The sequence below is a fragment of the Blastococcus colisei genome (assembly GCF_006717095.1).
Lineage (GTDB): Bacteria > Actinomycetota > Actinomycetes > Mycobacteriales > Geodermatophilaceae > Blastococcus_B > Blastococcus_B colisei.
Genome location: NZ_VFQE01000001.1, coordinates 3923781 through 3937547 on the forward strand (window position 1 = coordinate 3923781; position 13767 = coordinate 3937547).

General features: G+C 67.7%; 12 protein-coding genes. 6 read left to right on the forward strand and 6 right to left on the reverse strand.

Annotated elements, in window-relative coordinates; translation table 11 throughout:
- The first annotated feature begins 609 nt into the window (after window positions 1–609).
- The 5 genes from FHU33_RS18680 to FHU33_RS18695 all read left to right on the forward strand — a co-directional run bounded on the left by FHU33_RS18680 (window position 610) and on the right by FHU33_RS18695 (window position 3645).
- The gene (locus FHU33_RS18680) at window positions 610–2100 is read left to right on the forward strand and encodes a SulP family inorganic anion transporter (protein ID WP_142026719.1); all 1491 of its coding nucleotides are present in this window, start codon (window positions 610–612) and stop codon (window positions 2098–2100) included.
- Window positions 2101–2123: 23 nt separating this feature from the next.
- Window positions 2124–2576 carry a MerR family transcriptional regulator gene (locus tag FHU33_RS18685; RefSeq protein WP_246063841.1) on the forward strand — a complete coding sequence of 151 codons (453 nt, stop codon included), beginning with the start codon at window positions 2124–2126 and terminating at the stop codon, window positions 2574–2576.
- Window positions 2577–2582: 6 nt separating this feature from the next.
- Entirely contained in the window at window positions 2583–2744 is a 162-nt protein-coding gene (locus tag FHU33_RS25515; RefSeq protein WP_211355189.1) for a hypothetical protein, read from the forward strand.
- Window positions 2741–3232 (forward strand): class I SAM-dependent methyltransferase, encoded by a 492-nt coding sequence (locus FHU33_RS18690; protein ID WP_211355190.1) that lies wholly within the window; start codon window positions 2741–2743, stop codon window positions 3230–3232. The genes FHU33_RS25515 and FHU33_RS18690 overlap by 4 nt, the downstream gene beginning before the upstream one ends.
- Before the next feature lie 80 nt (window positions 3233–3312).
- A complete protein-coding gene (locus tag FHU33_RS18695; protein WP_142026721.1) occupies window positions 3313–3645 on the forward strand; it encodes a hypothetical protein in 333 nt (110 codons plus the stop codon).
- A 269-nt stretch (window positions 3646–3914) separates the two neighbouring features.
- Here the strand turns inward: FHU33_RS18695 and FHU33_RS18700 are convergent, their stop codons facing one another.
- Together FHU33_RS18700 and FHU33_RS18705 are read right to left on the reverse strand one after the other, a co-directional pair.
- Window positions 3915–5408: a TIR domain-containing protein gene (locus FHU33_RS18700; protein WP_170182525.1), complete on the reverse strand. Its 1494-nt coding sequence runs from the start codon at window positions 5406–5408 to the stop codon at window positions 3915–3917.
- Between the two features lie 91 nt (window positions 5409–5499).
- Window positions 5500–8676, reverse strand: coding sequence for a type I restriction endonuclease subunit R (locus FHU33_RS18705; protein ID WP_142026723.1), 3177 nt, complete (start codon window positions 8674–8676; stop codon window positions 5500–5502).
- A gap of 138 nt (window positions 8677–8814) precedes the next feature.
- Here FHU33_RS18705 and FHU33_RS18710 point away from each other — a divergent pair, with 138 nt between their 5' ends.
- A complete protein-coding gene (locus tag FHU33_RS18710) occupies window positions 8815–9156 on the forward strand; it encodes a hypothetical protein (protein ID WP_142026724.1) in 342 nt (113 codons plus the stop codon).
- 67 nt (window positions 9157–9223) lie between these two features.
- On the opposite strand, the gene darG is transcribed toward FHU33_RS18710, so the two are convergent.
- The 4 genes from darG to FHU33_RS18730 are packed head-to-tail and all read right to left on the reverse strand — an operon-like array spanning window position 9224 to window position 13764.
- Window positions 9224–10279 carry a type II toxin-antitoxin system antitoxin DNA ADP-ribosyl glycohydrolase DarG gene (darG, locus tag FHU33_RS18715; protein WP_142026725.1) on the reverse strand — a complete coding sequence of 352 codons (1056 nt, stop codon included), beginning with the start codon at window positions 10277–10279 and terminating at the stop codon, window positions 9224–9226.
- An 18-nt stretch (window positions 10280–10297) separates the two neighbouring features.
- Window positions 10298–10924, reverse strand: coding sequence for a type II toxin-antitoxin system toxin DNA ADP-ribosyl transferase DarT (gene darT, locus FHU33_RS18720; RefSeq protein WP_142026726.1), 627 nt, complete (start codon window positions 10922–10924; stop codon window positions 10298–10300).
- A 28-nt stretch (window positions 10925–10952) separates the two neighbouring features.
- A complete protein-coding gene (locus FHU33_RS18725; protein WP_142026727.1) occupies window positions 10953–12143 on the reverse strand; it encodes a restriction endonuclease subunit S in 1191 nt (396 codons plus the stop codon).
- On the reverse strand, window positions 12136–13764 hold the full coding sequence (locus tag FHU33_RS18730) for a class I SAM-dependent DNA methyltransferase (RefSeq protein WP_142026728.1): 1629 nt from the start codon (window positions 13762–13764) through the stop codon (window positions 12136–12138). Before FHU33_RS18730 ends, FHU33_RS18725 begins: the two co-directional genes overlap by 8 nt.
- Between the last annotated feature and the right edge of the window lie 3 nt (window positions 13765–13767).

Sequence of the window (13767 nt, forward strand, 5' to 3'; positions counted from 1 at the left end):
AGGCCGCCCCCCGGCACCTCGTCCGTCGACGAACACGCAGATGAGAGCAGCCTCATCGGCGTCTCACCCGGCCGTCACCGCGACGGTGCATCGTCCTCCGGTGCCCTCCTCCCTCGCGAACGCGGATGCCGGACACGCAGCGGCATGGCCCGCCTCCCTCCAGCTGCTGCCGCCGTGGTCTCCCCCCTGCCGTGCCCATCGGCCTTGCCGACCTCGAGGCCGTCGGGCTCCGACACGCCGGTCGGCGAGCCGATCCCACCGGCGGACCCGGTCCCGACCACTTCGGGCGCCGTGGACGACGATCGGGCTCCGGACGGGCCCAGGCGGGATCGTCGACCTTCCGGCACGCGCCGCCGAGGGCCGTCGACGTGACGAACGGCGCACAACCCTTCCCTCACGTGACGGACGAGTGTGCGGCAGACTGTCCGTGACGCCGCGCCACCGTCCAGGCGCACCGATGCACCACTCGGCTGATCCCGACCGCATCGCTGCCACCGGTGGCGCGCCCCAGACCTCCGGGTGCACCGCCGCACCCGACCACAGGACTCGGCACTGCTGCCGGTGCCGCTCCGCCTGCGTTCTCCGGACGCACGAACCTGGAACGGAACCATGTCTTCTGCTCTGCCCGCGCTGCCCAGGCCGCGCCTGACCCGGCCCCCCTGGCTCTCGCCCCGGACCGCCCGTACGGAGATCCTCGCCGGTCTCGTGGTGGCGCTCGCGCTCATCCCCGAGGCGATCAGCTTCTCGATCCTCGCCGGCGTCGACCCGCGGGTGGGTCTCTTCTCCTCTTTCGTGATGGCCGTGGTGATCGCCTTCACCGGTGGCCGCCCGGCCATGATCACCGCCGCCACCGGCGCGATCGCCCTCGTGGTCGCGCCACTCGCTCTCGAGTACGGCGTCGAGTACCTGTTCGCCGCGGTCATCCTGGGCGGGATATTCCAGATCCTGCTCGCTGCAGCCGGCGTCGCGCGGCTGATGCGGTTCATCCCGCGCAGCGTCATGGTGGGCTTCGTCAACGCCTTGGCGATCCTGATCTTCGCCGCGCAGCTGCCGCAGTTGATCGACGTGCCGTGGCTGGTCTACCCGATGGTCGCCGCAGGCCTGGCGATCATCTTCCTGCTGCCTCGCATCACGAAGGCGATCCCCGCACCGCTGGTCTCCATCGTCGTGCTCACCGTGCTGACGGTGGCCGCCGGCTTCACCCTGCCGAACGTCGGCGGTGAGGGCGAGCTGCCCGACGCTCTGCCGTTCTTCGGCCTGCCCGGCATCCCGCTGACCTTCGAGACCCTCGGCATCATCGCGCCCTACGCGCTCGGCGTCGCGCTGGTCGGGCTGATGGAGTCGCTGATGACGGCGAAGCTCGTCGACGACCTCACCGACACCCCCTCCGACAAGACCCGCGAGTCATGGGGTCAGGGCGTGGCCAACATGGCCTCAGGCTTCTTCGGCGGCATGGGCGGCTGCGCGATGATCGGCCAGACGATGATCAACGTGAAGTCCGGCGCCCGCACCCGGCTCTCGACCTTCCTCGCCGGCGTGTTGCTGCTGGTCCTCGTCGTGGCCCTCGGCGACATCGTCAGCATCATCCCGATGGCCGCGCTCGTCGCCGTCATGATCTTCGTGGCGATCGCGACCTTCGACTGGCACAGCCTGCAGACGATCCACACGATGCCCAAGAGCGAGACCACCGTGATGCTCTCGACGGTCGCGGTCACGCTGTTCACGCACAACCTGGCGATCGGCGTCGGCGTCGGCGTCCTCGTGGCCTGCGTGCTCTTCGCCCAGCGGATCGCCCACCTGGTCGACGTCACCAGCGTGACCGACCCCGACGGCAGCACCCGCTACTACACCGTGCACGGGGCGCTGTTCTTCGCCTCCAGCAACGACCTCTACACCCAGTTCGACTACGCCGGCGACCCGGAGAACGTGGTCATCGACCTCTCGAACGCCCACATCTGGGATGCCTCGACGGTCGCCGCGCTCGACGCCATCACCCACAAGTACGAGACGCGCGGCAAGAAGGTCGAGATCGTCGGACTCAACGGGCACTCCTTCGACCGGTACGAGCGGCACACCGGCCAGCTCGCGGGCGCCCACTGATGGGCCCGCGGACCGGATCGACCGTGCGGCAGCCCACCGATGGCACCACCCGCCGCGGGAAGCTCCACGAAGAGGGGGCGGCGGCGACTCCCCGGGGCGATCTGATGCAGATCGGGCAGGTGGCTGAGCGCACCGGCCTCAGCCTGCGGACCATCCGCTTCTACGAGGAGAACGGCCTGGTCATCCCGACCGCCCGCTCCGACGGCGGGTTCCGCCTGTACAGCGAGGCCGACGTCGCCCGCCTCGACGTCGTCAAACGGATGAAGCCGCTGGGCTTCACGCTGGAGGAGATGCAGGAGCTGCTCGGCCTCCTGCACGACCTCGAGCACGCCACCGCAGGCCGCTCGGAGCTGGTCGACCGCCTGCGCATGTTCCACGAGGCCGCCACCGCGCGGGTCACGGCGCTGCGCGAGCAGCTCGCGGTGGCCGAGGGCTTCGCCGGCAACCTCGCCGAGCACCTGCACAGCCAGCGCTGACCACCGGTGGGCCCGCGGTTCGAGGAGCTCGACCGGAGCCCCACGCCGATCGGTGAGGTGAGTCTGCGTCGACGCCGCGACCCGGCCACCGGGAACGACGTCTTCGAGGCCGAGCTCGGCGACGAGCACCTCATGTCGTCGCTGTTCACCGTGCGCTCTAACCGGTGATCCGTTGGCACGAGCACGGCCTGGTCCCGATCGGACCCGCGCTCACCGGCGACGCTCGTTGCCGGTTCGTGCACGGGGACTTCTTCGCCATGGCGGACGGCGACGGGTTCGACCCCACGGCACCCGACCGGGTCTTCGACGCCGTGCTCGTCGACATCGACCACTCGCCCCGTCACCTGCTCGACGACGGCAGCACCGGCTTCTACGGCGTGGACGGGAGCCGACGGCTGGCCGGGCGCGTACGGCCGGGTGGCGTCTTCGCGCTCTGGTCCAACGACCCGCCCGACGACGAGTACCTCGCCGTGCTCCGGCAGGTGTTCGTCGACGTCGCCGCGGAGGTCGTCAGCTTCCCCAACCCGCTCCAGGGCCGCGTGGCGACCAATACGGTCTACCTGGCGACGGTTCGGCCTGGCGACAGCCATCACTCCGCCGGGCCATGCGCAAGGTCCCCCCACCCCGTCCGCAACGAGTTCGCAAGGAATCCGTAAGAGAGAGCCGTCTTCAGCTCGGCGCCGCCGGTGCCGATGGGGGTGGAGAAGAGTTCGTCAGCACCCGGGGGGCAGCACCAGTGATCGTCAGCAGCAAGTCAACCCTGCATGCCGGAGACCTGGTGGTGGCTGCCGAGGTCTCCGACGTGCTCGAGCGCCGCGGCGCGCTCGAGGATCCCCCCGTCTCGCTGGCGGTGTCCGACGCCGTCGCGCTCGGCATCGCCGGCATCTTCCGGAGCGACAGCGACTCCGGCCGGGTGATGCAGCGCTTCTACCGGAGCGGCTCCGTCGACAGCGACGAGCTCATCGAGGCGGCGCAGGTCGAGCAGGTCTTCGCCTCGCCCGAGGGCCATGCCTCGCTCTACTGCCTGATCGGCTGGGTGCGGAGCCGCATGTTCGAGGTGGCGCGCTAGCAGTTCCCGAGAACGCGAGAGGGCGTCCCTCCGATGGAGGAACGCCCTGCTCTGCGGGGTGGAGCTGAGGGGACTCGAACCCCTGACCCCCACACTGCCAGGCCGTCATGATCGCGTTCGTGGCGGTTCGCTGGGGTTCCGTAAGCCGACTGAGCTGTAGGTTTGGACGAGGGCGGATTTTGGCGCACGACCACGAACGAGCTCAACTGCAACCAGAACTGCAACCAGCTCCGGACGCCGCAAACCGGAGGTTCAAGGGGAGGGCAGACTCACATCTGTCCGTTCGACTGGACCTTGAAGCTCGTCGCGTCCTGGATCATGCCGAGGCTTGTGAGGCGGAAGGACTTCGCCGCGCCTCCTGGCAATCCGTTGACGGCGCCGTCCGCTGTGCCAACGATGCGCCCGGCCCCGTCGAGAAAGGTGGCGCCCAGGAGAACGACGTTCAGTGCGGTGCTGGACTCGTTGGTCAGCTCTCCTACTACGTCCGTACTGAAAGGCGTGTCCAGCCGACGGAGCCTGGACGCCACGAGGGTGTCCGTGAGACGGATCGTCTCGAGTTGCTGCTCAGTGTGATCCGCGGCCTGACCGGAACGGTCCTGAGGGGCCGCTGACTCCACCGACAAGTCGCTGACAATAAGGGGCGGCCGATCAAAGGTGCCCACGGTCCGCCACTGCTCTCCCTCGGTGTCCACGGTCAACCCCGCGTCACGGAGCCGGGCGGCGAAGTCCCTCCGGGACTCCACGTCGTCCCGCAACCGGATCGTGTGGATCCCTGCGGTGTCGCTGAGGTCACGGGTGGCGCCCACCTCCACGATCACGACACGTTCACGACCGAGAGCCATAGCCATTCCCGCCTCGAAGATGACGTTAAGGCGGGCCTGACCGGTCGGCCGCAGCTCGTCCGGGCCGTCTCGATCCTGACGGAAGACTGGGCGCACATATCCGACGTCGTCGGGGGTCAGCAGAACGACCACGGCGTCGGCCATGTTCATGCCGGCCCTCACAATGTCCCCGGTATAGGGCGTGCCGCCCCCACGGGCCCGGCTGGCAGCTTCCCGCCACGTGACCACTCGGAGGTCGAAGGCGCGCAGCAGCTCGATGAGCGCGTCGCGAGCCTTATGGTCACGGCCGTGCACCAGGAAGATGATTCGGTTGCTCACGCTGCTCCTCGAGTCGGGCTGTCCTGTGCCGCGCGCGGCCACGACGGAAAGCGGCGGCGCATCCGCGCCGCCGAGCGTCTGGGACGGAGGATGAGCCCGGGTCCAGAAATCTTCCACGTCGGCTACTCCGCGAAACCGGCGGACACTGCGATCGATACTGAACGACCATGCATCCGGCGCCACACCGTGGCTGGCGGCCTTCCAGCCCCAGTTCTCCGTCCGAAGCAACGCGCCTACCCGGGCCAGCAGCAACGCACGATCCGCGACGGGCTGCTGTACCTCCCGGGCTAGGTCGGACGCGGTGAAGGCGAGTTCGGCCTCTCGATCGTCCGCCGGTGGCTCCCAGGCTCGCTGCATTTGGGCGGCCAATGCAACCGCGGCAACAACCAGTCGCAGGTACTCCGCGGAGCCCTCTGCTGCCGCAGCCCCGGCGACGGTCAAGCCGACGGTCTCCTCATCGGAGGTCACCCGCCCTGGATGAACGCCGTAGAGCAGCGGAGCTGGCACGTCGGGCAAGGCCTCCTCAAAGGCTAGGTCATGCAGGCGATCCAGCCGATTGGCGACCTGTCCCACCGTCGGCCAGTTGCCCAGCTGCTCGAACACGTCCCATACGCCCTGAACCAGCCGTCTGCCGTCGTCAGATCCTGGTTTCGGCATCACTGGCACTCAGCGATTCTGGCGGACCACGGCGTCGTCATGCGGCGAAGCGGGGTGCCATCGCCTCCATCTGCTCGATGACCAAGCTAATCGCTTCGGGCTGCTGATCCGGGGGGTAGTTGTGGCTTACCAGGAGCCGCTTGATGGACGAGCGCAGCTTGGCCCGGACATCGTCGCGCACCGTCCAGTCGGTCTTGACGTCGCGTCGCATGACGGCGACCAGGTCGCGGGCGATGTTCGCGAGGACGTCGGAGCCCTGCAGGTCCACAGCTGACTCGTTGCTGCTCACCGCGTCGTAGAACGCCAGCTCGTCCACCGAGAGCGGGGGGTCGAACGAAGCCCCTCGTTCCGCCTCGGCGGCGACGTCGTGCGCCATCTCGATCATCGCGGCGATGATCTCGGCCGAGGTCAGCTGCTGGTTGGTGTACTTGTTCATCAGCTCCTGCAGCCGCTGTGAGAATGCGCGCTGGCGCACCAGGTTGTGCTGCGTCGCGACGCCCGACTCGGCGACCAGCAGGTCTCGCAGCGCTTCGATCGCCAGGTGGGGGTTGGCGGCCTGCTGCACCGAGGCGGTGTACTCCGGGGTCAGGTCGGTCAGTTTCGGCCGCTCCATGCCCGCGGCCTCGTAGATGTCGAGGATCTCCCCGGCTGCGGTCGACGAGGCCACCAGACCGGCGAGCATCAGCTCAATCTCGGCGGGTACCGGGCGCCCCTCGGCCATGCGGGCCGCGGCGTCGAACTTGCCCATCCACACCCGCACCTCCTCGTAGAACTGCGCGGCGGCGCGCAGCTCGGGGAGGGTGGTGCCGCCGGCAGCCAGCGCCCAGGCGCGGGACAGCGAGTTGGCCAGTTCCCGGAAGCGGTCGACCAGCGGCTTCTGGCCCTCACCGACCTGGTTGCCCGGTGTGGCCGGCGAGCGGACGTAGTTCGTCAACCCGAGCAGGGCGTCACGGTAGCTACGCCTGTCGCCGGTCAGCTTGGACCGCCACGGATACCCGGCAGACAGCGCGTCGAGTTCACCGACCAGCTGCCGGGTGAGCTCAACGGACTCCTCGACGTCGCGCCCCACCGGTCGGTCGGTCTGGTCTCGCACGGTGTACTCGGCGAGCGCGGCGGCGAGGTTCTCGGTGATCGGTGCGTAGGCGACCAGCAGTCCGGCGTCCTTGGCCCGGAACGTGCGGTTCACCCGGGCCAGCGTCTGCATGAGCAGCGCGCCGCGCAGCGGGCGGTCCAGGTAGAGGGTGTGCAAAGGGGGCGCGTCGAAGCCGGTGAGCATCATGTTCTGCACGATCACCAGCGCCAGCGGGTCTTCGCCGGCTTCTTCCTTGAGACGCGCCTGGATGACCTTGTTCTGCGACCCGCGGCGCACGTGCGCGGAGACCGGCGGCTGGTCCGTCGCGTTCCCGGAGTAGACAACCTTGATCACGCCGCTGTCGAGGGCATCGGAGTGCCAGTCGGGGCGTAGGGCGACGATCTCGTCGTAGAGCCGAGCGCAGATCTCCCGGGTGGCGCCCACGATCATCGCCCGACCCGACCAGCCGAGGAACGGCCGGACGGCGGCGCGGCGGCGCTCCCAGTGCTCGACGATGTCGGCTGCCAGGGTCTTCAGCCGCGCCGGGGCCCCGTAGACGGCGTTGAGGGCGGTGACGGCGGCTTCGACGCGGGCGCGTTCGACGTCGTCCAGACCCGTGGTCGCCTCGTCGGCTGCGGCGTCGAGGTCCTCGGCGGTGACGTCCGCGGTGCGTTCGACGGTGATGAGCCGGGGTTCGAACACGACCGGGACGGTGGCGCCGTCGGTGACGGCGCGGGTGAGGTCGTAGGTGTCGATGACCGGACCGAACACCTCGGCGGTGTTGCGATCGGCCTGCGCGATGGGGGTGCCCGTGAAGGCGATGAAGGTGGCGTGCGGCAGGGCGTCGCGGATGTGCCGCGCGAACCCGTCCAGATCGTCGTAGTGGCTGCGGTGTGCCTCGTCCACGATCACGATGACGTTGCGCCGGTCGGACAGCAGCGGATGGGCCTGGCCGGTCTGGCGTTCGGCGTCGGTGCGACCAAACTTTTGCAGGGTGGTGAAGTAGATGCCGCCAGTGTTGCGGTCGGCCAGTGCGCTGCGCAGCTCCTCGCGGGTGCCGACCTGCACCGGGCTCTCACGCAACAGCCGCGACACGGTGAAGCCGGTGTAGAGCTGGTCGTCGAGCTCGGTGCGGTCGGTGACGACGACGAGGGTGGGGTTGCCCAGCTGCGGATGCTCGGCAACCGCGTGGGCGTAGAGCTCCATCTCCATCGACTTGCCGGAGCCCTGGGTGTGCCAGACGACGCCGGCCCGCCCGTCGCTGCGAACGGCGTCCACGGTGCTGCCGACGGCCTTGGTGACGGCGAAGTACTGGTGCGGCTTGGCGACTCGCTTGAGCCAGCCGTCGCCGAGTTCGTCGAAGGCGACGAAGTTGCGGAGCAGCTGGCCGAAGCGTTCCTGGTTGGCAAGGCCGTCGATGAGCACGTCGAGGGCGATCTGGGCGTCCTGGTCGGTGGGGTCGTCCCCGGTGGCGACGACGATTCCGTCGTCGTCGACGTTCCAGGGGGCGTAGTGGTTGAGCGGGGTGAACGGGGTGCCGTACCTGGCGGCGATGCCGTCGGTGATGACGGTGAGCACGCAGCCGCGGAAGGCCAGCGGGAACTCGCGCAGGTAGGTGACCAGCTGAGCGTGGGCGGAGGAGAGATCGGCGTGCTCGGCACCAGCCCGCTTGAGCTCCACGATGAGCACGGGGATGCCGTTGAGGTACAGGACGACGTCGAAGCGCCGCTCGACGTCGTGATCGCGGATGGTCACCTGCCCGGCGGCGAGGTACTCGTTGTCCTCGATTCGGTGGCTGATGACCCGGATGGTGGGGTTCTGCTCGACGCCCTCGGCGTCTGTGTAGGTGAGGCCGCGGAAGCCGCCGACCATGATCTGATGCAACCGGAAGTTCTCGGCGGTCGCATCCGCCGACTGCGGCGCGACGATGTCCGCGACGGCCTGCTCGCGGAACTCCAAGGGGACCTGCGGGTTGAGCCGGTGGACGGCGGCGAGCAACCGGCCGCGGCAGAACAGGTCGCTCCAGCTTGTGCGGCCGCTGTCGGTGCCCGGCGCGATGGCCTTGCCCTCGACGTGCTGCCAGCCGTGCTCGGCGAACTGGTCGAGCGCGATGGCCTCCCAGTCGGACTCACTGAAGGTCAACGTGGCTCCCCTGTGAACGGTGTCGTTGCTGGTTCCGATCGTGCCCGGTGACGCTGCCGAGCGGCCTTCATGTGAGGGATAAGGCGCCCTATCGAGGGTTCCGCTCCGGCGTCAGGATTGCGGCGTAGAACGAGCTCCATGGCAACCGAACCAGAACTGCCCCCGGACGTCGCCGGCATCGCTGAGCATCTGGCCAGGTGGGCTAGGGGATACAGCAACCACCTGAAATGGAACGAGCAGGCCAAGTTCAAGGCCGACTTGATGAATGCACGGCCGCGATGGTGTGCCGTCTCGCCTGCATCCTTCGCGGCGAAGCTCAGGCACGAGGGCATGCGCGAGGAGGACGTCGCGGAGCTCGTCGACTGGCTCACCCGAGCCCAAGCCGGCCGCCGGCTGGTCCCGCACAGCTCGTACCGGTCTTTCGTCTTCAATCCGCCCCCGAACCCGGCCGGCGCCCCTCTCAGCGACTCAGACTGGTGACCACTGCGCCCACCCAGGCGCGTGCTTGTGTCGGTCCTGTCAAGAGCAGCTGTCGCGGGCCTTTAGGTCAGACCAAGACCGGAGTGCGAGGACCCCAGCCGCGTGCGGCCAGGGTTTCGAGGGCGAGCGTGACGTCGCGTTCGGTGAATAGCATCTCCTTGCGGGGACTCCAGGCGCGGACGGCGCTAGCCACGTCCTCGGTGTCCGACGTATGCGTCCAGACCCAATGCGCCGTAGCAAGCAATTCCAGGCCGTATGGCGACTCGAAGCCGGCGACCAGATGGAGAACTCGCTGCACGCGCTCAGCCGTGACTTCCTCTTGGGTCAGCGCAGCTCGGGCCGACTCCTCAGCTCCCGGGAGCAAGCTGATGGGCTCTGCCTCGTGCACGGGACGCGACCCGTCACCGAACCCGCTGAGGTAGTGGCCCTCGAGGTTGACCAGGGCATGCCGCAGGTTGTCGGCGTACGGGCCGTAGTGGTGACCCACAAAGGCGAGCTTCAACGGCTCACCTGCCTCCTGCAGGAAATACGTCAGCTTCTGGACTTCGACCAGGGTCGGCTCTTCACCTGCGTACCGGGTGTACTCGTCGAGCAGCGCAATCACAGCAGCCCGTGAATGAGTCATCCTCGGACGTCGAGTGCGGGTCACCATGGCAGCCGCAGAGGGAGGGCCCTCCGGCGGGTACACGAGCACCTCGACGCCAGGCAGTTGGCCGAGCTTCCGCTGGATGAGCGGCTCGACGTCGGCCCAGCGCAGGCCGCCGTTTCCGCACCCCAGCGGCGGAACCGCTATCGAGCGGATCCCCTGGGACGCGATGACTTCGACGAGCGCGTCCAACCCGCGCTCGATGTCCGCCAGCTTCGAGCCGGACTTCCAATGACCCTTGGTTGGGAAGTTCACGATCACGCGCGGACCATCGAGCTGGCCGGTCTCCCAGACATGCATCTGGCCCAGCGCGATCTGGCCCGTCTTGGCGGCGCGCGCGTAGGCCTTGAACATCGCGGGATAGGCCCGCTTGAACTGCAGGGCGATGCCCTTGCCCATAACACCCACGGTGTTGACCGTGTTGACCAGAGCCTCGACATCGGCGTCGAGCAGGTTGCCATGCGCCACCCTGATCATGCGCGCGTGCTCCATGGGTCAGAAGTACCAGTGAGGTATGACATCGACGGCCACGCTACGGCCAGCAGCGTCCAGGATCGACCTCACCTCGGCCTTCACGGCAGCCGTCTTCGTCACGACCCGCTCAACAGCCTCCCAGGGCAGCACCCGATGCACCAGCAACTCAGCCTGTCGACGGGAAGGCCGATCCGGGTCACCGTCGGTGCGGCCCCACGACGACGACCTGATGACATCCCAATCGACGTGGGTATCGAGCTTGGACGCGTCGTCGGTGAACTCCGCCAGGGCCTGCGCAGCGTTTCGGTTGCTGACGACCCAGGTCAGACCAACCTCCTGCACCCTTTCCACGCTGGTAACCAGGTAGATGACCCGATCGAAGGAGACGCCCTGCTTGTGTAGGCGATACGACATCGCGTTGCGAGCGGTGTAGTACATCGGGACGTAGTCACCGACGTTGCCGCCGGCGCCGCAGCCGACCGGTTGCGCTCGACGACGCTCCTTGATGGCGGGATCGCCGACCTCGACGACGGTTTGCGGCGACGCCCTGACCATGGCGTCCGACTGCAGACCGCCGGCGACGATGCCGGCCAGGTTCTCGATCCGGGTGAAATGCACGGCCGGCGTCGGCCGGGGACGACCGGTCATGGTGATAGCAGCCGGCGGTTGGTCTGATTCACGTCGCGGCCTCGGCGACTTCTTCGGCGTCGCGGACAGTGATGCGCCCTGACATCAGCAGCGGCAGCAACTCGTCCCGCGTCGCCGCCAACCGCTCGCGCTCGAGCTCAGCAGCCAAGGCGGTGTCCCAGAGACCGGTCATGATGCCGTCGATGCGCTCGACAACCTCGGGTGACGGGATGGCGACTGGTTGTTCGAGGTGCCGCCGCTGGATGTGGCCCATAGTCGTGGCCTTGTCGGCGGCGATGGCCTTGAACTCGGCGAGCTTGCTGCGGACGGCCTGGTTGACCAGCCACAGCGGCCGGCCGCGGTCCGCTACCACCTTGAAGATGTGCTGATTGATGATCGCCTCTGTACGGAACCAGCGCGCTGCCGTTAGTGAGCCCGACCAGGCGAACAGCAGGTCACCCGGCCTCGCCACGTGATCGTCGGCGACCTCTATGTCGTTGTAGACCGTGGAGCCACCCAATCCAGAATTCAGCTCAGCGATGCGGATAACAACTCGGCCCGTGCCACTTGCACCCTTCGTGAAAGCCTTCCCGTTAACGAAGCGTGCCAACGATGACAATGGTATATTTTCCGTTGCCACGGACTCATATGTGGTACCCGCCAACGCGTCGGCCTTCTCGGTGATGGCTGCGCTGGCGGCGATCTTGTCGTCGAGGGCGCCCAGCACCTCCGCGATCGCCCGCTGCTCGGGAAGCGCGGGAAGGCGTAACTCTAGGGACTTGATCGTTGCAACTGGCTGTGCGATGCCAGGGACACCTACCGTGGAGGCGCGTTCGAGAATAGATCGACGGCCGGCCGGTGAGAGGAACCAGTAATAGACGTACTCGGGCAAGGCGCGACGTTCGTTGAGTCGAACCTTTACGTGGCTCGTCGAGGCCGCATAGGTCTCGAATCTGGAGCGACGCGGAATCATGGAGACTTGCCCGATGGTCCCGCGATGGGTCACGACCAAGTCTCCTGATCGCAGGCGAGCGCCAGGCATGCGAGCGGCCACGGCCTCATCGATGTAGACGAACTTATCGTCCAAGAATCGGCCTTGGGCCAGATTCACGCCGCGGACGACTGGGATGCCCTGCAACCGGTAATCCGATTGCAGGATCGCCGAGCCGTAGGGCTTGGAGATTGCGCTCGGCTCGGCCGCGGCGATGTCGATCAGCTTGACCGTGGTCCACTCAGACACTGAGGCGCTCCAACTGAGCGCGGACGACCACTTCCAGGCGGTTGTTCTCGTCGAAGGCGGCCAGTAGCTCGCCGCGCAGTCGCTTGATCTTCGCGTCCAGCGGCTCGCCGTCGTCCTCGACTTCGGCGGAACCGACGTATCGGCCCGGCGTCAGGGCGTAGTCGGCCTCCTTGATCTCCGCCAGCGTGGCGCTCCGACAGAAGCCCGGTACGTCTTCATACGTCAAGCCCTTCGCCAGAGCTGATGGTGATCCGCGCCAAGCGTGGAAGGTGTTTCCGATCCGCACGATCTCCTCGTCCGACAAGGCGCGTTCCGCCCGGTCGACCAGGTAGCCGAGCTCCCGAGCATCGATGAACAGCACCTCGCCGCGCCGGTCCACCGACCCGTGCGCCCCCGCAGCCTTGTCGCGGGCGAAGAACCACAGGCACACGGGGATGCCGGTCGAGCGGAACAGCTGCGTCGGCAGCGCCACCATGCACGAGATCAAGTCGGCTTCGACTATCGCCGCGCGGATGTCGCCCTCCCCGTTGCTCTGCGACGACATCGAGCCGTTGGCCATCACCACGCCGGCCTGCCCACCCGGCGCCAGCTTGGAGATCACGTGCTGGATCCACGCGTAGTTCGCGTTGTTCGCCGGTGGCACCCCGTACACCCAGCGCGGGTCGTCAGGATTGCGCGTCCAGTCCTTGACGTTGAACGGCGGGTTGGCCAGCACGTAGTCCATGCGCAGGTCGCCGTGCTGGTCGCGGGCGAATGTGTCGCCCCAGCGCGCACCCAGCCCCTTGTTCTCGATGCCGTGAATGGCGAGGTTCATCTTCGCCATCCGCCACGTCTCCTCGATCGACTCTTGACCGAAGATCGCGATGTCCTTCGGGTCGCCGTCGTGCTCGCGAAGGAACCTGTCCGTCTGCACGAACATCCCGCCCGACCCGCAGCACGGGTCGTATACCCGCCCTTTGCTCGGCTCCAGCACCTCGACGAGCACCCGCACCACCGACGGGGGGGTGAAGAACTCCCCGCCTCGCCGCCCCTCGGCCCGGGCGAAGGTGCCCAGGAAGTACTCGTATACCTCGCCCATCAGATCACGGGCTCGGTGCTCGCCCTGCCGACTGAACCGGGCGCTGTTGAACAGATCGATCAGCTCACCGAGCCGCCGCTGGTCGATGTTGTCGTTGTTGTAGAGCCGCGGCAGGGTGCCCCGCAGACTTTCGTTGGCCACCATGAGCGCGTCCATTGCGGCCACGATCAGTTCGCCGATGGTCCGGTCGGGCTCAAGTCCCTCGGCCGGCTTGCCCTTGGCGTACTGCGCCAGGTAGGTCCACCGGGCGACTGGGGGCACCACGAAGACGCCGTAGCCCTGGTACTCCTCGCGGTCGTCGATGATCGAGGCGATCTGCGCCTCGCTCCACCCGTCGGCCAGAGCATCGGTGCGGATCTGCTCGCGCCGCTCGTCGTAGGCGTCGGACACGTACTTGAGGAAGACCAGCCCCAGGATCACGTCCTTGTACTGATGGGCCGACAGCGAGCCGCGCAGCTTGTCGGCGGCCTTCCACAGGGTGTCCTTGAGCTCCTTCATGGTCGAAGGCTCGGCCGGGGTCTGCTTCTTGGTGCGTGGAGGCACTGA

What these genes read in the sequence shown, in the direction of transcription:
- FHU33_RS18680 (WP_142026719.1), top strand. Translation starts at nt 610, where the DNA reads ATGTCTTCTGCTCTGCCCGCGCTGCCCAGGCCGCGCCTGACCCGGCCC.
- FHU33_RS18710 (WP_142026724.1), top strand. Translation starts at nt 8,815, where the DNA reads ATGGCAACCGAACCAGAACTGCCCCCGGACGTCGCCGGCATCGCTGAG.
- darG (WP_142026725.1), bottom strand. Translation starts at nt 10,279, where the DNA reads ATGATCAGGGTGGCGCATGGCAACCTGCTCGACGCCGATGTCGAGGCT.
- darT (WP_142026726.1), bottom strand. Translation starts at nt 10,924, where the DNA reads ATGACCGGTCGTCCCCGGCCGACGCCGGCCGTGCATTTCACCCGGATC.